This window comes from Fictibacillus arsenicus, from assembly GCF_001642935.1.
In the GTDB taxonomy this organism is placed as follows: Bacteria; Bacillota; Bacilli; order Bacillales; family Fictibacillaceae; genus Fictibacillus; species Fictibacillus arsenicus_B.
In genome coordinates this window covers 917,899-940,981 of sequence record NZ_CP016761.1, presented here as the reverse complement: position 1 = coordinate 940,981, position 23,083 = coordinate 917,899, and the positions used below count along the sequence as shown (strand labels likewise).

At 40.6% G+C, this 23,083-nt stretch carries 27 protein-coding genes; all 27 read right to left on the bottom strand.

Features of this window, described 5'->3' with window-relative positions; genetic code table 11:
• Positions 1 to 21: 21 nt before the first annotated feature.
• Positions 22 to 207 carry a hypothetical protein gene (locus ABE41_RS05005; protein WP_066287121.1) on the bottom strand — a complete coding sequence of 62 codons (186 nt, stop codon included), beginning with the start codon at positions 205 to 207 and terminating at the stop codon, positions 22 to 24.
• Positions 208 to 616: 409 nt separating this feature from the next.
• Positions 617 to 2,287: a M3 family oligoendopeptidase gene (locus ABE41_RS05000; protein WP_253805436.1), complete on the bottom strand. Its 1,671-nt coding sequence runs from the start codon at positions 2,285 to 2,287 to the stop codon at positions 617 to 619.
• Positions 2,288 to 2,414: 127 nt separating this feature from the next.
• Positions 2,415 to 2,747, bottom strand: coding sequence for a hypothetical protein (locus ABE41_RS04995; RefSeq protein WP_066287114.1), 333 nt, complete (start codon positions 2,745 to 2,747; stop codon positions 2,415 to 2,417).
• A gap of 3 nt (positions 2,748 to 2,750) precedes the next feature.
• Positions 2,751 to 4,157: a bifunctional metallophosphatase/5'-nucleotidase gene (locus ABE41_RS04990; protein WP_066287110.1), complete on the bottom strand. Its 1,407-nt coding sequence runs from the start codon at positions 4,155 to 4,157 to the stop codon at positions 2,751 to 2,753.
• Positions 4,158 to 4,176: 19 nt separating this feature from the next.
• The gene (locus ABE41_RS04985; RefSeq protein WP_066287106.1) at positions 4,177 to 4,569 is read right to left on the bottom strand and encodes a VOC family protein; all 393 of its coding nucleotides are present in this window, start codon (positions 4,567 to 4,569) and stop codon (positions 4,177 to 4,179) included.
• A 23-nt stretch (positions 4,570 to 4,592) separates the two neighbouring features.
• A complete protein-coding gene (locus ABE41_RS04980) occupies positions 4,593 to 4,991 on the bottom strand; it encodes a GNAT family N-acetyltransferase (RefSeq protein ID WP_066287105.1) in 399 nt (132 codons plus the stop codon).
• A gap of 12 nt (positions 4,992 to 5,003) precedes the next feature.
• On the bottom strand, positions 5,004 to 5,756 hold the full coding sequence (locus ABE41_RS04975; protein WP_066287102.1) for a sugar phosphate isomerase/epimerase family protein: 753 nt from the start codon (positions 5,754 to 5,756) through the stop codon (positions 5,004 to 5,006).
• Positions 5,757 to 5,781: 25 nt separating this feature from the next.
• Positions 5,782 to 6,051, bottom strand: coding sequence for a GNAT family N-acetyltransferase (locus ABE41_RS04970; RefSeq protein ID WP_083207665.1), 270 nt, complete (start codon positions 6,049 to 6,051; stop codon positions 5,782 to 5,784).
• A complete protein-coding gene (locus tag ABE41_RS04965; protein ID WP_066287097.1) occupies positions 6,003 to 6,236 on the bottom strand; it encodes a hypothetical protein in 234 nt (77 codons plus the stop codon). Before ABE41_RS04965 ends, ABE41_RS04970 begins: the two co-directional genes overlap by 49 nt.
• Positions 6,237 to 6,249: 13 nt before the next feature.
• Positions 6,250 to 7,020, bottom strand: coding sequence for an alpha/beta hydrolase (locus tag ABE41_RS04960; RefSeq protein ID WP_066287095.1), 771 nt, complete (start codon positions 7,018 to 7,020; stop codon positions 6,250 to 6,252).
• Between the two features lie 352 nt (positions 7,021 to 7,372).
• Positions 7,373 to 8,230 carry an MBL fold metallo-hydrolase gene (locus tag ABE41_RS04955; RefSeq protein WP_066287093.1) on the bottom strand — a complete coding sequence of 286 codons (858 nt, stop codon included), beginning with the start codon at positions 8,228 to 8,230 and terminating at the stop codon, positions 7,373 to 7,375.
• Between the two features lie 52 nt (positions 8,231 to 8,282).
• Positions 8,283 to 9,221: a VanW family protein gene (locus ABE41_RS04950; RefSeq protein ID WP_066287091.1), complete on the bottom strand. Its 939-nt coding sequence runs from the start codon at positions 9,219 to 9,221 to the stop codon at positions 8,283 to 8,285.
• Positions 9,222 to 9,576: 355 nt separating this feature from the next.
• The gene (locus tag ABE41_RS04945) at positions 9,577 to 10,548 is read right to left on the bottom strand and encodes a ring-cleaving dioxygenase (RefSeq protein WP_066287089.1); all 972 of its coding nucleotides are present in this window, start codon (positions 10,546 to 10,548) and stop codon (positions 9,577 to 9,579) included.
• Between the two features lie 97 nt (positions 10,549 to 10,645).
• Positions 10,646 to 10,972, bottom strand: coding sequence for a YnfA family protein (locus ABE41_RS04940; RefSeq protein ID WP_066287086.1), 327 nt, complete (start codon positions 10,970 to 10,972; stop codon positions 10,646 to 10,648).
• Between the two features lie 76 nt (positions 10,973 to 11,048).
• On the bottom strand, positions 11,049 to 12,014 hold the full coding sequence (gene egtD / locus ABE41_RS04935; RefSeq protein WP_066287084.1) for an L-histidine N(alpha)-methyltransferase: 966 nt from the start codon (positions 12,012 to 12,014) through the stop codon (positions 11,049 to 11,051).
• Positions 12,011 to 13,285 (bottom strand): ergothioneine biosynthesis protein EgtB, encoded by a 1,275-nt coding sequence (gene egtB, locus ABE41_RS04930; protein WP_066287082.1) that lies wholly within the window; start codon positions 13,283 to 13,285, stop codon positions 12,011 to 12,013. Before egtB ends, egtD begins: the two co-directional genes overlap by 4 nt.
• A 342-nt stretch (positions 13,286 to 13,627) precedes the next feature.
• Positions 13,628 to 13,909 carry a DUF3817 domain-containing protein gene (locus ABE41_RS04925; RefSeq protein WP_156774223.1) on the bottom strand — a complete coding sequence of 94 codons (282 nt, stop codon included), beginning with the start codon at positions 13,907 to 13,909 and terminating at the stop codon, positions 13,628 to 13,630.
• A 206-nt stretch (positions 13,910 to 14,115) separates the two neighbouring features.
• The gene (locus ABE41_RS04920) at positions 14,116 to 14,751 is read right to left on the bottom strand and encodes an SCO family protein (protein ID WP_066287079.1); all 636 of its coding nucleotides are present in this window, start codon (positions 14,749 to 14,751) and stop codon (positions 14,116 to 14,118) included.
• Positions 14,752 to 14,781: 30 nt separating this feature from the next.
• On the bottom strand, positions 14,782 to 16,155 hold the full coding sequence (locus ABE41_RS04915; protein ID WP_066287078.1) for a PepSY-associated TM helix domain-containing protein: 1,374 nt from the start codon (positions 16,153 to 16,155) through the stop codon (positions 14,782 to 14,784).
• 121 nt (positions 16,156 to 16,276) lie between these two features.
• Positions 16,277 to 16,909: a response regulator gene (locus ABE41_RS04910; protein ID WP_066287076.1), complete on the bottom strand. Its 633-nt coding sequence runs from the start codon at positions 16,907 to 16,909 to the stop codon at positions 16,277 to 16,279.
• Positions 16,906 to 17,724, bottom strand: coding sequence for a sensor histidine kinase (locus ABE41_RS04905; RefSeq protein WP_066287075.1), 819 nt, complete (start codon positions 17,722 to 17,724; stop codon positions 16,906 to 16,908). The genes ABE41_RS04910 and ABE41_RS04905 overlap by 4 nt, the downstream gene beginning before the upstream one ends.
• A gap of 82 nt (positions 17,725 to 17,806) precedes the next feature.
• Positions 17,807 to 18,703, bottom strand: coding sequence for a manganese catalase family protein (locus ABE41_RS04900; RefSeq protein WP_066287073.1), 897 nt, complete (start codon positions 18,701 to 18,703; stop codon positions 17,807 to 17,809).
• Between the two features lie 500 nt (positions 18,704 to 19,203).
• Positions 19,204 to 19,386: a 4-oxalocrotonate tautomerase gene (locus ABE41_RS04895; protein WP_066287072.1), complete on the bottom strand. Its 183-nt coding sequence runs from the start codon at positions 19,384 to 19,386 to the stop codon at positions 19,204 to 19,206.
• Between the two features lie 16 nt (positions 19,387 to 19,402).
• Positions 19,403 to 20,203, bottom strand: coding sequence for a 2-keto-4-pentenoate hydratase (locus ABE41_RS04890; protein ID WP_066287070.1), 801 nt, complete (start codon positions 20,201 to 20,203; stop codon positions 19,403 to 19,405).
• A gap of 3 nt (positions 20,204 to 20,206) precedes the next feature.
• A complete protein-coding gene (dmpG, locus tag ABE41_RS04885) occupies positions 20,207 to 21,235 on the bottom strand; it encodes a 4-hydroxy-2-oxovalerate aldolase (RefSeq protein ID WP_066287068.1) in 1,029 nt (342 codons plus the stop codon).
• On the bottom strand, positions 21,222 to 22,133 hold the full coding sequence (locus ABE41_RS04880) for an acetaldehyde dehydrogenase (acetylating) (RefSeq protein ID WP_066287066.1): 912 nt from the start codon (positions 22,131 to 22,133) through the stop codon (positions 21,222 to 21,224). Before ABE41_RS04880 ends, dmpG begins: the two co-directional genes overlap by 14 nt.
• Positions 22,134 to 22,160: 27 nt before the next feature.
• Positions 22,161 to 22,946, bottom strand: a complete 786-nt coding sequence (locus tag ABE41_RS04875) for a 2-keto-4-pentenoate hydratase (RefSeq protein ID WP_066287064.1) — start codon at positions 22,944 to 22,946, stop codon at positions 22,161 to 22,163.
• Positions 22,947 to 23,083: the final 137 nt, after the last annotated feature.

Below are 23,083 nucleotides of genomic sequence, written 5' to 3'. Positions count from 1 at the left end.
GCTTGTTCTTATCAGAACCCATTATTGCATGTGAGTTTGATTTTTATTTGCTGAATATACTAATTCAATGTCACCGTTCTCTTTAACACTTTTGACGATATATGTCTTCTCAACACCTTGTTCGGTATTGTGAAAGGTTATTTTATCGCCCTCTTCAAAATCAGATGTACCAGTATCCCAGATCTTCTCGTCATCCTGTTTTCTCATTACCCTTCACCCCTCAATCTTCCGAATAAATAGCCTCTGTAAATATGCAAGACAACATCTTTTTCCCTATTTTCCCTCTTCAAAGGAAAAATAACCGTCAAACTTAACATTTAAGTCTAATGATGCATAATTTACGTCTCGTTATTGAGAAATCCAGTGTACACTCTTCTTTAGGCACTGGAAATAGAATCCGGCTCAATATCGGAAAAGGTATGTCGGTGTAACAGAACGAAACTCTCTCACCAACCGGTTTTGACAAGAATTTATGGGCACCTCTTCAAAATTTTAATATAAAAACAAACAAGAATTTTGTAAAAAAATGGGTACCTCACTCTTTATAGTTCTACTAAGTCTATTGAATACCTTTAAAAACATTTAAATTCTTTAATTATTTACAAGTGTATATTTATTACACAGTCAGGAGATCTAATTCCTTAGCTACAAATTCCATTAGTTCCGCTATTGTTTTTGATGAAAAGTCAAATTTCACCCCTGCGGCCTCATACACTTCAGGCAAAGACTTGGAACTTCCAAGCCTCAGTGCTTCTATATAATTCTCTATTGTTTTTTCAGGGTTCTCTTTGTATTGTTTATACAATTGCAGTGCACCAAGCTGTGCGATTGCATACTCAATAAAATAAAAAGGAACCTCAAAGATATGAAGGATTTTCAGCCAGTTCTTTTCTTTCCAATCCTCATAGCCATCCCATTGGACAATCGAAGCAGCGTATCTATCCTGTATCTCACCGAATTTCTTATTTCGCTCTTCCCATGAATGACTCGGATTTTTGTAGAGCCAATGCTGGAACTGGTCAACTACCATGATATAAGGAAGAAGCATCACTGCTGATTTTAAATGTTCTTTTTTTGAACGCTTCAGTTCTTCTTCACTTTTATAAAATTCATTCCAGCGGTTTGCTGTCAGCAACTCCATACTCATACTTGCGAGTTCAGCTGACTCCATCGGTATTTGTTTGTTCGCATAAACTTCCTGATCTCTTTTCAGCATATCATGAATGCCATGCCCCATCTCATGCATGAAGACAATTAAATCACTGTCTGTGTTCGACAGGTTCATAAAGATAAAAGAAAGTCCTGTTTCCGGCAACGATTCACAAAAACCCCCTTGTGTTTTCCCCTTTCTGCTCGTTAAATCCAGAAGTCCCTTTTCATTCATCTCATGTACGAGGGAACCAAAAGACGGATGAAGTTCACCTAGAACTTTGGCTGATTTTCCTATTAAATCTTCAGCAGAATCTACGGGTTTCAAAGGCTTTTTGCTGTCAGATACACCCGTAACATCCCACGGTCTATATAACTCTACATTCAGTTCTTGCTTATGCTCCTTTTCTAACTGCAAGGTAAGGGGCACGACATTTTCTCTGATCGATTCAGCAAGCTGATTGCAATCCTCTGGCGTGTAATCAAAACGGTTGTATTTCTTAAACATATACTCTGTAAAGTTTGGAAGGCCAGCGTTCTCTGCTTTTTTCACACGAAGCTGAATCAGTTCATCCAAGATTTTTTGAACCTTTTCTTCTTCCTTCAAAATTGGAGTGTACATTGCATCCCAGGCTTTTTCTCTCGTATCCCGATTGGAATCTCTAGCATGCACATATATGTCACTTAACGTTACCTCTTCGCCTTCCCAATTTGCGGTCAAGCTCCCTGCAATCTCGAAATACTGATTGACCAGGGCATCTTCATGCTTTTCAATCTCGAGGTTCGCTTCCTGAAAAAGTGCAAACTGTACACGCAGCTTCTTTTTAAATTCCCCATATTCATTGTCCGGAAGATCGCTTAAGAAAGGTGATTCTAACAGCTTCTCATCTAGTAAAGATTGATACTTTTTGTAAAGCGGCTTTATATGCTGCTGATCGAACTCATACTTCCTTTTGTTCTCCTCATCATCACTCTGACATTGAAAGGCGATGTAATGCCTCATCATTTTTTCTTCAACTTTTTCGTACAGTTTCTTTTGATCAGACAAAAAAGCTTTCAAGTCTTCAGCAGAACCGATTTGCACGTTTACAAGGCTATCAAACTCTACCTTTAAACTTTCAAGGTTTAACTCGTTCAACCTAATCCCTCCCAAGTCATTCTATTTATCACTTTATCACATAGAAGGTAAAATATGTAATTACGAAGTATGAAGAAAAGCTAACTCTTCAGCATCAAAACTGCCTTTTTGAGTTAGCTTAGAATCGTTAGTCTAAATACCACGATAAGATCCCGTATTCAAATATGTTTATTTCGTATTGAAAATCAATTTTCTCATCGTTTTTATAATCTTCAAACTCTTGTACAATGTAACTTCCATTCATGTTGAAGATTTTATACAAGTCTTTGTCAGCTATTGTATACTCCGGTTTATCATCAGAAGAAATTGCTAGTTTTACGGTATTTTTTTCGTCTTTATTAACAATGTTTAATACCGCTTCTGGAATAGAGCTCCCAATTTTCTCATTATTATCACTGCATGAGCGAATCACAAAAATCATCGCAATGATTGTTATGACAATAAAAATGAGTTTTCTCACACATCACACCGTCGTTTTTTTTGCTTCAGATTGTTTTTTCATATAATCCATAAGTACATCTTTTATCATGATATCTTTACCGAGTTCGATCAGTTTGTTTCCTTCAACACTCGGATAACCGCAGACCTCTTCATACAAGAGCGGTGTCCCCGTCCCGATTTTATACGTTTTTGTAAAATCGATCTCTTCTCCGTCCACACGGATGTCCGACACATTTTCAGCCTCACTGTTCCAGCTTATTCCTGAAAACTGAAGCTTTCCAATTGGAATTCCATGAGGACGAAAACCGCCTCCGTAAACGCGTTTGTTCGTCACATCCTCGATATATGTCTCTTTGATGAGACCAGCAAGCTGTTTCCCGGTTAGCTCCATGATGATTGGTGTATGCATGCTTTTACAAACGTTCAGAACACTTCTCTTTGTTATCTTCCCGCAGCTTAAGCCATCAATAAATCCGCCGCCATACATGATTCCTGCATCTGCATCCCAATACTCTTTTAAACTATGAGCTGTCATCATCACAAGCTGTTCGTGTGAAAGATCATCCTCAGATTCTATAAGGACTTCTGATAAGAATTGTTCAGCTTTCATTCTCCCGTTCTTCAGCACTTCTTCTAATTCAGCATCCGATTCATCATCCAGGCTTATCTCTGCTAACTTGCCATAATGATCGGTAACTTTCTTAGTTTCAAGATCCACAGTTATCGTTAGTTCTCCAACATATTGACCGTAACAGCCTGCTTGTACGATGATTACATCTGAAACGGTCTCTGGCTGAAGCAAGATGTTATGCGTGTGGGCACCGACTATTACATCTACTAATCCAGATAGTTCCTTAGCTAGTTCTCGGTCAGCTTCAAGTCCCAAATGAGAAAGGAAAACAATTAGATTTGCTCCTTCATTTCTTAGATGTGCAACTTCATTTTTTATTTCTGTTAACGTCTCCCGGTTTTTAAAGCCATGTTTTCTCTCATAAAGATCTTCAAACAGATCAGTCGCACCAAATAAACCGATTTTCAGATGTTCTCCCGCTTCAAGCATCATCGATTTTTTCGTGCCGCCAATTTGTGAACCATCGGCTTCTTCAAGATTAAGCAGCAGCCATGGTACTTTTGAATCCAAGCTTAACTGCCTGATTTTTTCTTTTGGCAGACGAAGCAGCTCATTATTACCAACTGACATCGCGTCATAGCCCGTAGCTGAGACCATATCGAGATGGATGTATCCATCCGTTGCAAGGCACTCATTCATGCTCATGTCCATATGATCACCGCCATCCACAACGATAACGTTTTGATTTTGACTCAATAGTTCCTGTTTTCTTTTCTTAATAAAAGCAGACTGTCTTGAAGCATGTTCATAATGTCCGTGCAAATCATTTGTGTGAAGAATCGTCAGCGTTTCTTTCATAAAACAACCCCCGTTTTTGTTAGCAGTTACATATCATGACAACATTACCATCCGGATCTTCCACATTGAACCAAGCGACTTCCACATGCCACTCGATCTCACGGATGACCTTGATGTTTTTTTCTTTTATATCGGCATAAGCAGCATCGATGTCTGGAGCAAATAAATTAAACATCGGCCCTGTTCCTGGCGTGCGATGAAACGTCGGATCAAACGTGTGATCATCAAGTGATAAACCGGTTTGACCAGTGACAGGGATGTTATGAACAGGTGACTGTACTTTATCCATTTCAATCGTGATTCTGAGCAGCTTCGCATACCACTCTACTGATTTTTTCAGATCAGACACGTGAACAAAAACATTATTAATGTGACTTTGAATCGGAGCAATACTCGTTACTTTTTCACTCATAGCAAACGCCTCCTAATAATTTGTTATTCCTCATACGTTTTGCGAAAACCGTAAAAAGGTCTGAAATTCTTAGCTTCATAGAAAGTATGCGATGTACTTGATGCGAGCATTTCCATTCTTGCCCGCGGATACAAACTATGCACATACTTTAAAAGCTTTCCGCCTAACCCTTTGCCTCTAAACTCTTCTGAAACAAGCATTTCACAAATATAAATCGTGACATTCTTGTCTGTCAGACCACGAATATAACCTGCTGCTTTTTCGTTCGGTCCGATTACGACATACGCTGCATTTGAATTTTTCCATGCATCAAATGTTTCTTTATAACGCTCAACAAGCTGATTCCAGCCTTCCTTTTTGTTCAGTTCCTGTATTTCCGAAAAGTATTTTTCAGAAAAAGGTACAATCTTTAGTTCTTCCACTAATCTATCTCCTTATAAAAGTGCTTTAATGTTCTGAACCCCTTTTTCTACTTCCATAAGCGGATTTCCTTCAAAATACTCCTGTTCGATAACGCAGTAATCAATTCTTTCTTCATCCGCAATCTCTAGAAATCCCCTCATGTCCAAAATGCCTGAACCCGCGATCGTACTTACTTTCTTATCGTCTTTTGTTGTCATATCTTTTAAGTGAAAGGAAACACAGCGATATTTATATTTGTTTAATAGTTCTTCCGGTTCAAATCCTGCATACTTTGCCCAGTATGTATCAAGCTCCATTTTTACAAGTTCAGAATCGGTTTCTTGAAAAATAACATCAAACGGCAGTTTTCCTTCTAACTTATAAAACTCGAAATCATGATTATGATAAGCCACCCTTATCCCATACTCTTTGCTTCTAACGCCTGCTTCGTTAAGCGTATCAGCTACGCGCTTATAATCATCAATCGACTGTCTCTGTTCTTCTGTTAAATATGGCATGATCATCAAGTCATTTCCGAGCACCATCTGTTCTTCCAGTTGCCGCTTAAAAGCATCTCCTGAAAAACGTTCCAAAGGAATATGTGCGCCCGCAACGGTCAGGCCTGTTGAGTCGAGCACTTTCTTCACTTCTTTGGCTGATATTCCGAAAAGTCCGGCAAACTGAACACTGTCATAGCCCATGTCACTAACTTTTTCCAAAGTTCCAAGCAGATCTTTTTCAGCCTCTGTTTGTATGGAGTATAGCTGTAATCCAATTTTGCGCATGTTTACCCTCTCCTTTTTTAAACGGTTACAAAATTTTGTTCATCGAAACAGATGCCTGCTTAAACCCTAGCTTTCTATAAAGTTCTATCGCATTTTCGTTGCTTCCGAATACATGTAAACCTAGTGACGCTGCACCAAGCTTTCTGGCTTCTTCTTCAAAAAAACGCAGCGCTTCACGTGCAATTCCCTGTTTTCTAAAAGCGTCAAGGATGTAAATATGATAGAGAAATGCTTTTTTCTCCTCTTTCATAACATGAAACCAAAGGTAGCCTGCGAGTCTTTCTTCATTCTTAATATGATAAAGATTTTGTCCCTCTGTATTCTCTTGATCTGCAGGCTTTCGATCTGCTTTTCTGCTTTTTCGTTTGCCTCTTCCATCGACATCAGATAGTGCTCAGCCGTATCTTTTGCGTAATCCGGAATCATAAACTCTATGTAGCTCTTAAATTCTTTATTGCTCATTTTTTCAAATGTGATCAATACTTCCAGCTCCTTATTTCATCAAGTAATCAATGATTTCCGGCATTCTTTCACGCCAAGCTGATTCATGATGCTTTCCGCCCTCTGCTACTTCAAAGCGTACTTCAATACCCTTTTCCTTGAGCTTTTCATATACTTTTTCTGAAGAACGAATGTAATGTCCTGCATCGACTTTTGAAGTATCTTCATCTGTTCCTATGTCCATATAAAACTTTTCTACAGCACTCAAGTCACTTTCCTCTATGAAGCTTTCAATTTCCTGCTGGTTGAACCAAAACGCAGACGACAAGCTTGCTATTCTGCTGTAAATGTGCGGATATCGGCATGCTGCATAGGTTGAAATCAGCCCGCCCATTGAACTCCCTGCCATTAAAGTCACTTCGGGTTTCGTTCGGTACTTTTCATCAATGAACGGCTTTAATGTATAAAGCAAAAATTCAAGATACGCTTCCCCTTTTCCTCCAAAAACACCATCTATCTGAAGCAGTTCTGGTCCTACAGTCGGGTTTTCCCAAGGACCATATTCATTAAGGCGCTCAAATCCTTCATGATTGCAGTCAATCCCTACAATTATAAGCGGTGTTTTACTTTCTTCCAGATAGTCAGCAAGACCCCAAGATACGCCATAACTAGCATCTTCATCACGAAAAAGATTTTGTCCGTCATGCATATACAAAACCGGATAGGTTTCTTCAGTTTCCTCATACCCAGCTGGGAGGAAGACCCGGATCTGTCTTTCAATACCACCAAGCTGTTCTATCATAATCTTAAATTCTTGTATCATCTTATTCTCCTAATCTTGATTTTCTTATTTCGCAATCATTGATGCCTTTGGAAGTGGTTGATTTCCGCTCCAGGATGCTCGCTTTCCGCGGGGCGGGCGGTGAGCCTTCTCGCGCTTTGCGCCTTTAGAAGTCTCACCTTCAAGGAAGTATGTGTGCTCCTGCGTCTACAAGCAAATCCTTACGAAGTGCGTTCCTCGTCGCATGCCTTGCAAGAAGTATCTTCAGGTGGTTGGCACGCAGGAGTCTCGTACCTTGCTCTCAAATCAACTAGTCAATGGAGATAGATAACAAATATACACCAAGGTACCTACCAATCTTTTAGAAAACAGCCTTTAGAAAAGTTGCTGTAAGTTATTGATATAACTCATAGCCATTCACAAAAAACTGAATCGTCTCGATTTCATTTCCATTCAGTTCCCGGCCTATCCACTCTCTATAGGCTTCTGTAATGGCTTGCTTTTCCCCTTTAAATTTTTCAGTAAGATTTGCCACACTTCTTAATGTCTTCGCCTCTTGGCTGTACTCTGATTTTGAAACTGGTTTCCAATGAGATAGAATATACGTTTCTGCATCAAACGTATCGATTACATCCAAAAGCTTAAGTGTATTCGATACCGTGTAGTTATTTTGCGGTGCGTACATGTTCGCATATATGCAATCTGCCAAAAATAAAATCTTCTCTTCCTTTATGTAAACGATTGAAGAATCCGCCGTATGATCTCCCCCAACATGCTGCACGATACAGGTCACACCGCCAAGGTCAATGTCTATTTTTTCATCAAACGTAATTGTTGGAAGCTTTATATTAATCTTTCGGTGTTCTTGGAATTCTTTTTTGATAGCGGTTGCACAAAACTCAATTTCAATTCCTTGCTTTACCCTCTCATCCAGCGCTGCATCATCCCAAGAAAAAGGTTTAAGTTCTTTCATTTTAGCTTTTGTTTGGCTGAAGGCAATTGACGGAAAGTCTAAGGCTGACATCCCAAAAATGTGATCCCAGTGCCAATGCGTAATAACAGCAAGACCCGGCTTGCGTATACCGTTTTTGCTTAATTCTTTTAAAAAGTATTTTGCATGATTTTCTGAGTTCCCAGCATCGATCATCAGCGTCATATTGTCTCCAACTACTGCTCCTAAAATCGGTCTGTCTGTTTCAGAGACAGGTGTTTGATACCAGAATCTTTCGCTTAATTTCTCTAACGTTTGCAATACCTTCAACTCCCCAAATCACGATCTCTAATTACATTATTGTACATTTTTATTATCTCTCTGGGTTAGAAAAATGCACATTCTGCTCGATATGGATTTCTTTCGGAAGACTGGTTGGTGCATTTGGTACTTTTCTTGTTTTCATATTGATCACATCAGAGGAATAGAGCTTGACCATCATACTTCCGCCATATCTCTTAGCTCTAATTAAAATAGGCTGATTGTATTGATTCTTAAATTGAAAATCAGGACCGTACCAGCTGACCGTTGCATCTCTGCCAGAAGGAACATACGGAACCCTCTTGCTGTGAGAATAACGCTGCACGATCTTTAATCCTGCCCGATCAACAGCATTAAAAAGAGTAGAGGATACCTGGCATATTCCTCCGCCAACACCTTCAGATAATTCACCCCTGACAATAATAGGGGCACGCATATACCCTTTAGCTATTGTTCGATTTCCAACAACTTGATTAAAAGAAAAGGTTTCGCCAGGGAAAACGACATGGCTGTCTAATGCTTTTGAAGCTAGTTCAATATTGTTGGAACGGCTTTTATTGTTAGAATTAAAGTAGGTTATGTATTGTCCAATCTGCTGAGTTTTAATATGTGCAAGGAGCTCTGTATCCACCTTTGGATAAATATTAACCTCGGGAACATCTATCTTCGTGGAGCCTTTACTGAAAAAATAGGTGTAAAAGCTTTCTTTAAACATGAGCCGATTTAATCTGTAGCCTACTTCTCCAGGAACGACACCTCCGACATCATTGATCTTGGCGTTAACAGGGGCTTTGTAGGTTTGTTTCTCGAGCTTATCTACAAATCGGTCGTATTTTTCATCATCGATCATAGGTATGCCTGGAATCGAGGCAGAAAATTGAGTGCGATTCACCTCGGCGATTATTTTCCCTTGCTGGCTCACTGTTAAGCTATCAGGCTGATTGACGGGGTGTGCGATTAATAACAATCCAGTTAACCACTTTAGGAACATTTAGTTCTCCTCCACTCTTTTAAATAGGCTGTTTTCGTTGTTGTTTTTGAAAGAAGTTGATCTCCGTTTCAGGATGCTCGCTTTCCGCGGGGTGTGCGGTGAGCCCTCTCGGTGCTTTTGCACCATGAGTGGTCTCACCTGTCACACTGATCCCGCAGGAGTCTCGCACCTTACACTCCAATCAACGTGCCAATGGAGGCAAATTACAAAAAACCACCCAAAACAACAATCTTTTAGAAAAGGTTATATAAGTCATACCTAGCGTTTTTTACTTTTTCCTAATTTGCAGTTTTTATTACAGATTTAAAAAAAAAACGCCTGAATCATCAAGTTTGATTCAAGCGTCATTCCTTATTTAAGCTTTTGTATTCAGCGGTTTAAGCCGTGCTTCTATTTCTTCACGCTGCGGTTCTAGAAACGGCGGGAGTGCCAATGATTCTCCAAGATGCTCTAATTCCTCGTCTGTATCAAAACCTGGTCCGTCTGTCGCAAGCTCGAAAAGAATGCGATTAGGCTCCCGGAAATAAAGTGATTTAAAATAGAAACGATCAACGAATCCAGAGTTAGGGAATCTGGATGTTCTTACTTTTTCAATCCATTCACGCAGTTCATCTTCATTATCTACACGGAATGCGACATGATGCACTCCCCCGCGGCCAAGACGTTCCTGCGGCAGATCTGTCCGTTCTTCAATATGAATCTCAGCCCCAGATCCGCCTTCTCCAGTTTCTAAAACAATAATATCAGGCTGACCAGAAATTTCTGCAGAGTATGATCCTCTTTTACGGAACCCTAAAAGTTCTGTTAACACTTGTATGGTTGGCTCAGCTGCAGGAACAGTTAATCGAACAGGACCAAGTCCAATAATCGCTGTTTCTTCTGGAGTTGTACTTTTACTCCAAGGAGTTCCGCCTGCTACACCTTTGTTATTTTCATCAGAAACTAAGATAAGACGCTGCCCTTCAAAATCACGAAACGCGAGAGTCTGCCGTCCTGCACGGTCTTTGATCCCTTCTGTTTCAATTCCATGTTCTTTTAATCGATTTTCCCAGTAATTTAATGATGCATCATCTTTTACACGAAGTGAGATCGCAGAAATCGAATTGTTTCCATCATGGTTGCGGCCAGCCATCGGTATCTCAAAAAACGTAAGCTCCGTTCCTGGATTTCCTTTTTCATCACCATAAAATAAATGATAAACACTCGTGTCATCCTGGTTCACGGTTTTCTTGATCAGTCTGAGCCCCATCACTTCTGTATAAAACTTAAAATTCTCAGGAGCATTTGCCGTAAGCGCTGAGACGTGGTGAATTCCTTTTAGTTCCATCTATAAAACCTTCTTTCACGCTTTTTCTATATTATCTGCTTTTTTGTGAAAAATGCCCAATGAAACGGCCCAGTGTTTTAATATATATACAAAAAAGCTAACTCCTCGGTGCCCAAAGCATGACAGAAACTCCTATTAAGCAGATTCCTGCACCAAGCCAGTCATACATATCTGGTGTTTTCTTGTCTATCAGCCAGCCCCATAGTACCGCTAATATGATAAATACACCGCCATATGCAGCATAGACCCTTCCGAACGTCGGGAAATTCTGTAAAGTGGGGATCACGCCATAGGCGACTAAAATTAAACTTCCAGCTATTCCATATGTAATCGGCTTTGATTCGCGGAGCCAAAGCCATACGAGATATCCTCCGCCAATCTCGGCAATTCCAGCAATTATAAATAAAAAAATGGCAGCAAACATCTTGACCTCCCTTAAAGCATTCTCCATTCATTGTAAAAGAAAAAAAGACCGAAAACAAAATTCGGTCCTTTTTACCTTAAATGACTTCAAGATAGTGCATGCTGAACCATTGCCTTTCATCGCACCAGACTTTCTTTGATTTAAATCCGCACATGGCGGCGATCTGGTGGAACTCTTCAATCGTAAATTTATAGGAGTTTTCTGTGTGAATAGTCTCTCCTTCTTGGAAGGCAATCTGAACGTCACCAATGGTGATCACCTGATTCTTCAAGCTTACAAGATGCATCTCAACCCGGCCTTTTTCAGCGTTGTAAAAAGCATGATGACTGAAATCTTCAAGCTTAAAGTTTGCCAGCAGTTCACGGTTTAATCGATTGAGCAGATTCAAATTAAACTCACGTGTAACTCCCTTTTTATCATTGTAAGCAGCATTTAAGACGGCGTGATCTTTTTTCAAATCCACACCAATCAATAGACCTCCGCCTGGTTTTAATTGGTCAGCCGTTTGTTTCAAGAACTCCTCCATTTCATGCGGCTCAAAATTTCCGATTGTTGAACCTGGAAAAAATACAACTTTTCGTTTTGATTCAAGTTTTGGCATTGCAAATTTAGCGGTATAATCCGCTGAGACTGCATGAACATTTAAATCTGGGTATTCCATTGATAACGCTCTAGCAGATTGATAAAGAAAATCTTTCGAGATATCAATCGGCACATATTCTTTCAAGTCAGGCATCGCTTCTAAAAGTGTCCTTACTTTTTCACTGCTGCCGCTCCCAAACTCAATAAGCGCACTGTCTGTTCCTGCTGCATTTGCTATATCGTTTTTATATTTTTTTAAAATAAATAACTCTGTTCTTGTCGGATAATATTCCCGCAGCATTGTGATCGATTCGAAAAGCTCGGAACCTTTTTTATCATAGAAATATTTGGGTGAGATTGATTTAGGTGATGATTTTAAACCGTTCAAAATTTCACTGTACATATCTGTTTCGTTTTCATTCCCGACATGATAATGCACGTTCTGTTTAACGGCTTTCATGATTGGTCCTCCGCTAAACGCAATCCGCTGAACTGCCACCTTTTGTCTGCTGGAAAGAAGTTGCGGTATGTCGGACGAATATGGGATTGTGAGGATGCACAGGATCCGCCTCGTAAAACAATCTGGTTGCACATGAACTTCGCGTTGTACTCGCCAAGTGCACCCTCAAGCGGTTTGCTCCGTGGATAAGATGTGTACGGGCTGCTCGTCCATTCCCACACATCTCCGTAAACTTGTTTAAATGGAGCTAAGTTTTCTGAATGATCCACAACAGGATGATAGCACTCACTTTCCGCAAAATTCCCGTCGATTGGAATTGAAGCCATCGCATGTTCCCATTCGGCTTCAGTCGGGAGCCTTTTCCCGCTCCATCTTGCAAACGCATCTGCTTCATAAAAACTGATATGACAAACCGGCTCATCCAGGCTGAGTTTCTTTTCGCCTGTTAAGGTAAATGTATACCAGCCGTCTTCGGTTTTCCTCCAATAAAGGGGGTGCTTCCACTTCTCTTTTTTTACGGTGGCCCAGCCATCAGACAGCCAGTGCTCCGGCTGTTCATAACCGCCGGCTTCTATAAATGAGATGTATTCACCATTCGTTACAGGATGAGAAGCCAGCCGGTAAGGCTCAAGCCATACTTTATGACGCGGCCGTTCATTATCGAACGAAAAACCTGCACCAGAATATCCGATCTCTACAAGACCGCCTTCAATATTGATATACGTTGTTTCGGTATTTGATTGTGGAAGCTGGAAAGTCTTAGGTTCAGCAAATTGAGGCAATAAAGGAGTGCATGAAAAATTATATTTCACATCTGTTAAAAGAAGTTCTTGATGCTGCTGTTCATGCTGAAGACCGATCTCGATCAGATCGTGTATCTCCTGAGGCAGCTGACTTTCAAATTGATTGACGAGTTGAATGATGGCTTCATCTACATGATTACGGAATTCATAGATTTCATCCATTGACGGTCTGGATAACACCCCTCTGGAGTGACGCGGATGATAGGAACCAATCGTTTCATAATAGGAGTTAAATAGATAATCAAACTGAGGGTTAAACGGGACATAAGAAGAATCGTTTTCTTTTAAAATAAATCGTTCAAAAAACCATGTTGTATGGGCAAGGTGCCATTTTGGAGGACTGACATCAGGCATTGCCTGAATGATCGTATCTTCATTTTGAAGTTTTGATGCTAGTTTTTCTGATAAGGACCTGACCTGTTGATATTGTTCGCTTAACTTTACAGCTGCAGCATGCTCAATCGGCATAAATATCCTCCCTTAACTTTTCATTTCATGACATTGCATCTTGATATATATATTGATATCGCTCAGTCGTCATTCCACTTGAGTAAAAGGTTCATCTTGCTTTTTCTTTTAAAGAACATATTAAACTATAAATAACCGAAATATAGGAAATTAAAACAATCTAAACGATTTCTTAACAATATTGGAGGCGATTAAGGAAAGAAGCTGATGTGGAAGTGTACTTATTGGAGCGAACCGAACAAAAATTTGTTGGGACCTTACAAAAAAAGAGTTTTACCGAACAAAAAATTATACTCATTAAACAAAAAGGGAATATCCGCAAAAGCAGTTATCCCCTCCCATTTAATCTCTTAAAAATTTACGGTCAAATATAAAAGGACCGAACGGCACTACAGATGAAAGTCCAGCAAGAAACGCTCTCATGAACGGCCACTTTTTAACGTTCCACACATAAAGAATGGCTAAGACATAAAGGACAAACAGCAGACCATGCAGTGCACCGACAATCGTTACTGCCATCGGCTGATCCATAAAATACTTTAAAGGCATTGCGATAAATAGAAGGATAAGGAATGACCAGCCTTCTAAAAATCCAATTGTTTTCAGCATTTTAATTGGGTTCATAAAATAAATACCTCCAATATTACAAATCTATCTTTAGTTTTATCATAAATCGCATAAAGATAGACTCCTTAACCCTAACTATTGTGTGAACAAATGAAGGGGAAATAGATTGTTGGGGTCAGTCCCCAAACAATTTATTTCCCTTGTCCTTATTGAGTATTTCTATAGGGTGTTTGCTCAATAACAACCAGCACATCTCAGCCGTTTTATTTTTCCGATAGTTTCTTTATGTCCTTTATGATCTGTTCATAAGGAGTATTTTCCACACCGTCATATCTGGATACAACTTTTCCGTTCTGATCGACTAAAAAGAAAGATGTGGCATGTATGAACTGATCTGATTTAGGGTCAGCCGTAACTGGTGTTTTGAACGATTCTTTTGCAAACTTCTCGATTTCTTCCTGACTGTACCCTCCTACGAAATGCCAGCTTGAAAAATCGGCATCATAGTTCTCTCCGAATTTTGTTCTTGCTTCTGCATCATCACGCTTTGGATCGATAGAGAAAGAGACAAAATCCACATTAACATTTTCCTCTTTTGCCATCTGCTGAAGTTTCGCCATATGAGCCGTCATCGGCGGACATACAGTCTCACAATTGGTAAATATAAAGTCTGCCATCCATACTTTCCCTTTTAAATCTTCACTTCCAAACGCTTCGTCATTTTGATCTTTAAAAGAAAACGACTGAACGTCCCAGTCTAATGACTGAGACGATTCTTCACTGTTATTTTCGTGTTGTTTGTGATCTTTATGCTCATCATGTGATCCGCCTGAACCACCACATGCTGATAATGCAGTCATCACAAAAACTAAACTTAAAATCATCATAATTTTTTTCATTATCTTTCACCTCTATAATTATTTTTACATTTACGATAGCCATTCTTGAAGCGGATTCACTCTTGGGATAATAAATCGATCGAAAACGAACACAGTAATAAAGGAAATTCCCGCAAGCGGCATCACAATACCGGTTATAATCATGATTACAATTAGCCATGGTCGCAACTTTTTATCGGATTTTTTCGGTACACCTAATTTTCCTGCAGGCTTTCTCTTTTTCCACATGATCAGTGAAAAGATTACGATCGCGACTAGTCCAAGTGCAGCAATTGTACCTAAAAGCTGATTAGCTAGTCCAAAATAATGACCTTCATGCAGCGCAATTCCAATCGAAATCGTTTTAGCCATCCATCCATAATCACTGAATCTAACATCCTCTACAATATCGCCATTGTACTGGTTAAAATAAACCGTCGCTTCATTTTCCGGCTTATCTCTTGAAGATGCTACTGTAAAAACACCGTCTTCTCCTATAGGCGAAGAGATCGTATACGGTTTTTGAATATTGTTCTCTTGAGCAAGATACATAATTTGATCAAGTGAAAGTTTTCCGTCTGCTGGCTCTGATGTTGGAGCAGGATTATTTTCAGTTGCCCAAGGGATATCTTCTGCGATTTCATTCGTTGTTTTTTCAGCCTTAGGTGCAGTCCATGCATAGGTCGGATAACCAGCTTTAGCAGAAGTGGCAAGTTTGTTGATCTGCTCACCCATAACACCTGACCATGGCAATCCTGTAACAATTAAGATTAAAATCATGAATGACAGCCAAAATGCAGTTACTGCATGCAGATCACGCCAAAAAACATGCCCATTCTTTTTAAATCTTGGAACAATCGTACCCGTGAGTGACAATTTGTTTCTCGGCCACCAAATATACAGACCTGTCACTAAAATGATAATCGTCCAGCAAGCTGCCAGTTCGACTAAACGATTAACAAACGTCCCGCCTACAATCCATTCACTATGAAGTTTTGCAGCCACATTCTTAAAATGCTTTTCATCCAATATTGTACCTGTAATTTTCGCTGTATATGGATCCACATATACTTGAGTCACCACTTCATTCTCGCTTATCTTAACTAGAGTCGCCCTATTATCTTCCTTCGGCAAACGAACAGAACCGATTTCAGCTTCCGGATATTCCCTATTTACCTCATCAACTTGTTCTGAAAGCGGCAAGGTTTTATCTCCCTGCTGGACAATTAGCTTGTCTTTGTAAATCATTGTTTCGATCTCAGATTGATACAAATAAAGAGCACCGCTTATTGATAATACAATTAAAAATGGGGCAAAAATAATTCCGCCATAAAAATGCCATCTCCAGAATGTCTGGTAAAGACTATTCGTTCCCCTTGCTTTATTTTCATTTTTAACTGGCAATTGTTTAGCCGCTGATTGCATATCATATTCTCCTTATGTAGTACTCGATATGAAAGATTATAATCAATGCACGGAAATAGGTAATCACTCGAATGGGTGATGCATGCAAAAAAAGTGTGTCAAATTAATGTCACACTCCTTATCAAACGATTCCATTATCGTAAGCATAACTTGCAAGCTGCACACGGTTTTCCAAATGAAGCTTTCCAAGAATATTCTTCATATGTGTTTTTACTGTATTCTCTGAAATACTGAGCTGTTTAGAGATTTCCTTGTTGGAACTTCCTTTTGCGACTAGCTGCAGCACTTCCTGCTCTCTAACAGAAAGGGTTTGTTCTGCTTGTCCATCTTTTTTGAATTCTTTCCATATGCGGAATGCCATCTCTTTCGACATTGGAATTTCATCCATAGAGTAAGCTTTTAATCCATTGAGCATATCTTCCGTATTCAAATTTTTAAGGAGATACCCTTGAGCACCGCGCTTTAAGGCTTCAAACCAATCCGTAATATCATAAGACACGGTCATCATTACAATCTTCACATTTGGAAATTTACTTTTGATTTCTTTTGTCGCATCAAACCCATTCATCTTCGGCATGGAAATATCCATAAGAACTAGGTCCGGCAACAGCTCTTCCGTTTTTTGGATCGCCTGAATACCGTTCGCTGCTTCCCCAACAATCACGAATTCTTTTTGATCTTCTAGAATTTCTTTAACTCCTTCACGCGCAAGCAAGTGGTCATCCACAATCAATAACCGGATAGGCTGTGTCATGCCGTTTCCTCCTTTTGAATCGAAATAAAAGTCTTTCCGCTTTGGCTTTCTATCGTTAACTTCCAATCCAGGGAAGATGCCCTATCCTGAATGATTTTCAAACCATATCCATCCGTATTTTGGTTCTGATCAAATCCCGACCCATTATCCAAAACTGTACATGTCCACCCGGTTGTCATTGGTTTTGCTTCCACCCATACTTCATATGTTCCGGCATGTTTGATAACATTAACAATCGCTTCTCTAACACATGCAAACAATTCAACCTTTTCTTTCGAAGTAAGATCCTCATCAGTCAGCTGCCAATCTCGATGTATTGTAAGATCATGCTGACTTTCCATCTCATCAAAAAAAGCATTTAAAGATCTGGTCCACGTAATATCTGATTCAGCAGGCACACTTCGAAGGTTTTGAATGGCACTCCTCGTATCTTCATGTATGTGCTGCAGTGTCTTTTTTAGTTTGTTATATTTTTCAGTATCTGTTACTTCATTTCCTAGTTTGTTGACTTGAACGGATAGGAAAAAGAGTGACTGTGCGATCCCATCATGCAGTTCTTTAGCGATTTTTTCGCGTTCTTCCAGCACTGCTTTTTCAGCACGTTCTTTTTGCAATTCCTGCACCATTCGCTCCAAGCGGCCAAACAGGATATTTAAAAAATATAACGTAACAAGAAATACGATAATGGCAGACAGCCAGTTTCCCACATTCATAGATATATAAGGCAGCAGCACCGTATGCCGGACATATTCCCACAACCCGACAGAGATCGTTGGAATCAATAGAATCAGCCATTTAATTTGTCGATATGTCATAAGGTAAGTCCCTTCAATTGAGGTCATTTGAGATAAACATTTAAAATATAACATAAAAAAACCGGACGCATATTACGCCGGTTTAGGTAATTCCTGCATTTTTCTTTAACCGTTCATAGATTTGATAAAAATCTTCCTGCGAGATACCTGGTGCAAACTCTTCTGATATTGATCTTAATTCAGGCATTGGAGCACCTTCTGGAGCACCGATTATGGTTTCCAGCTGTCCCCCAAGCGGATGCTCGCCTGCCCAGATCAAGGCAATATCCCGATAATCCGTATCACTGAACGTATAAAGTTTCCGGTGGACACCTTCCGCCTCAAACTTTCTTGTCGTTTCAAATGCTGCGTTTTCAAGATCCGGAACAGGCAGCATTTTCTTGATATCTACACCTGTTACCATTTCAATCGCTTTTGCATAAGCAAGAACGTGAACGCCGCCGCGAACGAGCAGATAGCCAATCATTTCACGTGCTACCGGGTTGCTGGTCATTTCATATACTCTCATTTTGTGAGTCCGCGCCCCGCATTCCAAGAAAAAGTTATGAAGCAGATCCAGCAATAAGTTGCCGCTGCTGAACACATAATCTCCATTCCATGCTTTCCCCATCGAATCAAACGGAAATGAAGTTTGTGCGGTTGCAATAAAATGCTGCGTGTTTCTTTTGTCAGTAGCTGCCGCCATCGGTGCCGAATTCACATCACCCGGCTGCGTTGTACCGTAAATCATCAGATTAATCGTATGGGAAACGAGTTCAACATGGCCAAATTCTTCTGCAGTAATACTTGAAACGAGATCAAAGAACGGCTTAAGCTTTCCCCTTTTTCTAAAATTAAACGATTGATACATATAGTTATTGAGCGTAGACATCTCTCCGAATCGACCGCCTAATAGCTCCTGAACAGCTGCCGCAGCATTTGCATCAGGGTTGGTAGGCGTCGGCAATTCGATAGCCAGTCTATTAAAACGCTTAATCATCAAGGTCCCTCCTCACGATAGCATATCGTTTAAGGGTATGAGAATTGACGATTGTACTATTCCAGTATTACATGAAGTTAGGACAGGGGTATACAAGGGGGGGTAGGGGAAGAATTTGTCGAGGATTGCAGACTCGTGGATAAACAGCTAAAATTTTTTGATTGAGGGCTAAAACATGTGGATAAACTGCCCAAATTTCTGGATTAATGCCGTTTTGTTCTGGAATCGGACTCTTGGCGAAGGCTGAATACCACGTCGGGTATCGTCCGGAAACAGTTTCGGTCATCGAAACTGTACCTGATTTGAGCGTTTTCGAAGGGTTCAACCTGACCAGCTTAGTTTTTGGTAAACTCACCTCATTTTCTCCCTCAAAATTGAAAAATCCCCCCTGAAAATAATCAGAAGGGACATCTACATCACGTTCTGTTCTCCGTTTTCATCTTCAATCATATCAGCTTCTTCAAATCGGCTTTTTCACCGGCTCCAGTCCTCAAAGGGGCTCAATTTTGCTTTGGTTTTCCGCCTACTCCCCAGTGTTTATTCGGAACCTCCTGAATCAGTACGCGTACTTGCTCTTTTTTCACGTCTAAACTTTCCGCCGCTGCATTAGTTAAGCTTTCCATCAGCTCACTCAGCTGCTCATCTGTTCTGCCTTTTATAACATGTACGTGAATAATCGGCACCTTAACTTCACTTCTCCTACTTTACATATCTGGACGAAAGCGTGACAGAACCTAATCCATCAAATTGAGCAATGATTGTGTCATCCATATCAAAAGCAACGGCTTCTGATAATGCTCCGCTAAGTACGATATCACCTTTTTTCAATCCTTCGCCTCGCTTAGCAAGCTTTTGCACCGCCCATGCAACTGCTTCTGCCGGATGGCCAAGAACGGCTGATCCCGCACCTGTTGCAACCATTTCGCCATTTTTACTCATAACCATTCCGATGCTTGCCAAATCCAGCTCCTCCGGCTTAACCATCTTGCTGCCTAGGATCAGTTTCGCAGATGAACAATTATCTGCTACGACATCTGGAAGTGTAAAGCGGAAATCCTTATAACGGCTGTCGATCACTTCAATAGCTGCTACAACATACTTTACAGCTTTCATCACATCATCTGCCGTTACATGTTCCCCCATCAAATCTTCACTCATAATAAATGCAATCTCTGGTTCTGCTTTTGGATGAATCAGTCTGTGCTGCTGAAGCGGTTCCCACTCGAAAGCAAGCATGTCACTTAAAAGATATCCATAAATCGCCTCATGAACACCCATCATCTCCTGCTTCGCCTTACTCGTCAGACCAAGTTTGATTCCGAGCCGTTTTGTTTTCGTTTTCTCCATTCGTCTTTCAATCAGCTTCTTTTGCAGATCATACGCTTCATCAATAGACAGTTCAGGGTACTGATCGGTTATTTTCACTACTTCTTTCACGTCGCTTTCCGCTCGCAAAAGATAATCGACCACTTCAATATCAGACCTGTTCGTTACTGTCATGCTTTACACCTCCAGTTTCGATTTCTTTGCTAATTCAGCAGCAACTTCAATAATGAGATCTTCTTGTCCGCCTACCGCTTTTCGTTTACCTAATTCTATTAAAATATCTCTTGGGTCTAAACCAAATCGTTTACCCGCTCGTTCAGCATGCAGCAAAAAGCTAGAATAAACGCCTGCATACCCCATCGCGAGACTGCCTTTCCGGATTTCCTGCGATCCCGGAAGCATCGGTCCGATCACATCCTCAGCTAAATCCATCATTTTATATAAATCAATTCCTGTCTCAATCCCCATTCTGTCCAGCACTGCAAGCAGCACTTCCGTCTGAGTATTCCCTGCACCTGCTCCAAGACAGCGAACACTTCCATCGATCCGGGTCGCACCTTCTTCGATTGCCACTAAAGTGTTAGCCACAGCAACAGATAAATTGTTGTGTGCGTGGAATCCGACTTCAATATCAAGTGAGTTTCTTAACGCAGATATCCGCTCCTTCACTTCATGAGGAAGCAAGGCTCCTGCCGAGTCCGTTACATACACACCTTGTGCACCATAAGACTCCATGAGTTTTGCTTGTTCGATCAGTTTTTCTGCCGGAGCAGAATGCGCCATCATCAAAAAGCCCATTACTTCCATGCCAAGTTCCCGTGCCATGTGGATATGCTGAGCGGAAACATCAGCCTCAGTAACATGAGTAGCCACTCTGACGAGACTGGCACCTAATTTATTTGCTTGCTTTAACTCTGAGACTGTACCGATGCCCGGAAGAAGAAGCACTGCCACTTTAGCCTGTTGGCAAGCACCAACCGCAGTTTCGATCAGTTTCATCTCATCAGTTAGAGACCGGCCATACTGAAGCGTTGATCCGCCTAGCCCGTCACCATGGCTCACTTCGATATAATGCATTCCAGCTTCATCAAGAGCTTTAGCTGCATCAAACACTTGTTTTTCCGTGAACTGGTGGGCCATCACATGACTGCCGTCACGAAGGGATACCTCTGTAAATTTCAGCGGCAAAGAACTATTTCGTTTCATGAGTTGCCACCGCCTTGTTCAAATGTTTCTCATGGCCAAGCAGGTGCTTAGCTACCATTTCTCCAGCTTGTTTTGCAGCAGCTGTCATGATATCCAGATTGCCTGCGTATTTTGGAAAATAATCTCCAGCTCCTTCTACCTCAACAAAAACAGTTACACAGCTCCCGTCAAATAATGGTTCCTGTTTTAAGCGGTAACCTGGTACATAACTCTTAACCTTTTTCTCCATTTCAGCGATTGACTGTCTGATTTTTTCTTCATCCAGAGTCTTCACTTCACAGTAAATGGTTGCCCTCATCAAAATTGGAGGGTCTGCAGGGTTTAAGATAATAATCGCTTTTCCTTGATCTGCACCGCCGACTTCTTCAATTCCCCGCCGCGTTGTGATGGTGAATTCATCAATATTCGCACGAGTTCCAGGACCCGCGCTTAATGATGAAATCGTCGCAACAATTTCACCGTACGTTACATCAGCTGCTTCGTTTATCGCATGCACGACCGGAATCGTAGCCTGTCCTCCGCACGTGATCATATTGATATTACATGATTCCATATGATCTCCTAAGTTAACGGGTGGACATACAAACGGACCGACAGCAGCCGGAGTAAGATCGATCACTGTCTTCCCCATATCTTTTAAAATGTCAGCATGTCTTAAATGCGCTTTAGCAGAAGTGGCATCAAACACGATGTCAGCAAGATCCGGTCTTTCAATAAAATCATCGATCCCATTCGTGAATACTCGATAACCTGCAGAGTTTGCACGTCTTAGACCATCAGACTCAGGATCAATGCCGATCATTGCTGTAAGTTCCAGAGAATCACTTTTTTGAAGCTTATACATAAGATCAGTGCCAATGTTACCCGATCCGATTATAGCTGCTTTAATCTTCTTCACTGATTTTAGTCCTTTCTGCACATAATTTTAGTCACGAAACGAGATGGTTACTGAACCTAGCTTTCCGAAAGCTGCGGTTATTTCATCACCTGAATCTACATCGATTGCAGCAGACAAGGCACCTGGAAGAATGAGTTCTCCTGCTTTTAAAGATATATTGTAGTCTGCTAGTTTGTTAGCAAGCCATGCAATCGCATGTGCCGGATGTCCAAGAGCTGCAGCCCCTGATCCTGTCGCGGTTACTTCCCCATTTTTTATGAGTGTCATGCTTAATGTACGAAGATCTATTTGCTCAATCTCATAAAATGGTTCACCTATAACGGCTCTTGCTGATGAACCGTTATCGGCAACCGTATCCACAAGCTGAATCTTCCAATCTTCTATTCTGCTGTCTATGATTTCTAACGTAGGAACTAACGCTTCAGTTGCCATCAGAACATCGACATACGTTACATTCGGGCCGCTCAGATCTTCTTTTAAAATAAAACCAATCTCAGCTTCCACTTTTGGTTTAATAAAATCTTTTCTGGAAAGCACACTGCCAGTCGTAACTTTCATATGATCAAGAAGGTGACCATAATCTGGTTCATTGACACCGAGCATGTTCTGCATTGCCTTACTCGTCAGACCAACCTTTTTCCCGATTACCACACGTCCTTCTTCCAGCTTCTTCTGAACCCATTCCAGCTGAATTTCATAAGAGTCTTTGACGGACAGTTCAGGATATCGTACAGATAACGGCTTAACAGGGACCAACTTTTCTTCTGCTTCCATTAGTTCTGCTGTTAACTTAGAAATGATTTGTTGTTGCATCTTTGTAGATCCTCCCTTCTCTATTCAAAGATCAAAACGCGACTGGATTCCAATCACGTTTTAATAAAAGACTGTATAAGTACTTTGTTGATATCTAAAAACTAATGTAAGATGTTGATCTCCACTACAGGATGCTC

Excerpts from the sequence above, each read along its gene's own strand:
- ABE41_RS04985 (WP_066287106.1), bottom strand. The coding sequence starts at position 4,569 with ATGAGTGAAAAAGTAACGAGTATTGCTCCGATTCAAAGTCACATTAAT.
- ABE41_RS04960 (WP_066287095.1), bottom strand. The coding sequence starts at position 7,020 with ATGATACAAGAATTTAAGATTATGATAGAACAGCTTGGTGGTATTGAA.
- ABE41_RS04890 (WP_066287070.1), bottom strand. The coding sequence starts at position 20,203 with ATGACAGTAACGAACAGGTCTGATATTGAAGTGGTCGATTATCTTTTG.
- ABE41_RS04990 (WP_066287110.1), bottom strand. The coding sequence starts at position 4,157 with ATGAAAGAAACGCTGACGATTCTTCACACAAATGATTTGCACGGACAT.
- ABE41_RS05005 (WP_066287121.1), bottom strand. The coding sequence starts at position 207 with ATGAGAAAACAGGATGACGAGAAGATCTGGGATACTGGTACATCTGAT.
- ABE41_RS04920 (WP_066287079.1), bottom strand. The coding sequence starts at position 14,751 with ATGAAAAAAATTATGATGATTTTAAGTTTAGTTTTTGTGATGACTGCA.
- ABE41_RS04905 (WP_066287075.1), bottom strand. The coding sequence starts at position 17,724 with ATGACATATCGACAAATTAAATGGCTGATTCTATTGATTCCAACGATC.
- ABE41_RS04940 (WP_066287086.1), bottom strand. The coding sequence starts at position 10,972 with ATGTTTGCTGCCATTTTTTTATTTATAATTGCTGGAATTGCCGAGATT.
- ABE41_RS04950 (WP_066287091.1), bottom strand. The coding sequence starts at position 9,221 with ATGTTCCTAAAGTGGTTAACTGGATTGTTATTAATCGCACACCCCGTC.
- dmpG (WP_066287068.1), bottom strand. The coding sequence starts at position 21,235 with ATGAAACGAAATAGTTCTTTGCCGCTGAAATTTACAGAGGTATCCCTT.
- ABE41_RS04910 (WP_066287076.1), bottom strand. The coding sequence starts at position 16,909 with ATGACACAGCCTATCCGGTTATTGATTGTGGATGACCACTTGCTTGCG.
- ABE41_RS04975 (WP_066287102.1), bottom strand. The coding sequence starts at position 5,756 with ATGCGCAAAATTGGATTACAGCTATACTCCATACAAACAGAGGCTGAA.
- ABE41_RS04925 (WP_156774223.1), bottom strand. The coding sequence starts at position 13,909 with ATGAACCCAATTAAAATGCTGAAAACAATTGGATTTTTAGAAGGCTGG.
- egtB (WP_066287082.1), bottom strand. The coding sequence starts at position 13,285 with ATGCCGATTGAGCATGCTGCAGCTGTAAAGTTAAGCGAACAATATCAA.
- ABE41_RS04915 (WP_066287078.1), bottom strand. The coding sequence starts at position 16,155 with ATGCAATCAGCGGCTAAACAATTGCCAGTTAAAAATGAAAATAAAGCA.
- ABE41_RS04945 (WP_066287089.1), bottom strand. The coding sequence starts at position 10,548 with ATGGAACTAAAAGGAATTCACCACGTCTCAGCGCTTACGGCAAATGCT.
- ABE41_RS04875 (WP_066287064.1), bottom strand. The coding sequence starts at position 22,946 with ATGCAACAACAAATCATTTCTAAGTTAACAGCAGAACTAATGGAAGCA.
- ABE41_RS04900 (WP_066287073.1), bottom strand. The coding sequence starts at position 18,703 with ATGATTAAGCGTTTTAATAGACTGGCTATCGAATTGCCGACGCCTACC.
- egtD (WP_066287084.1), bottom strand. The coding sequence starts at position 12,014 with ATGAAAGCCGTTAAACAGAACGTGCATTATCATGTCGGGAATGAAAAC.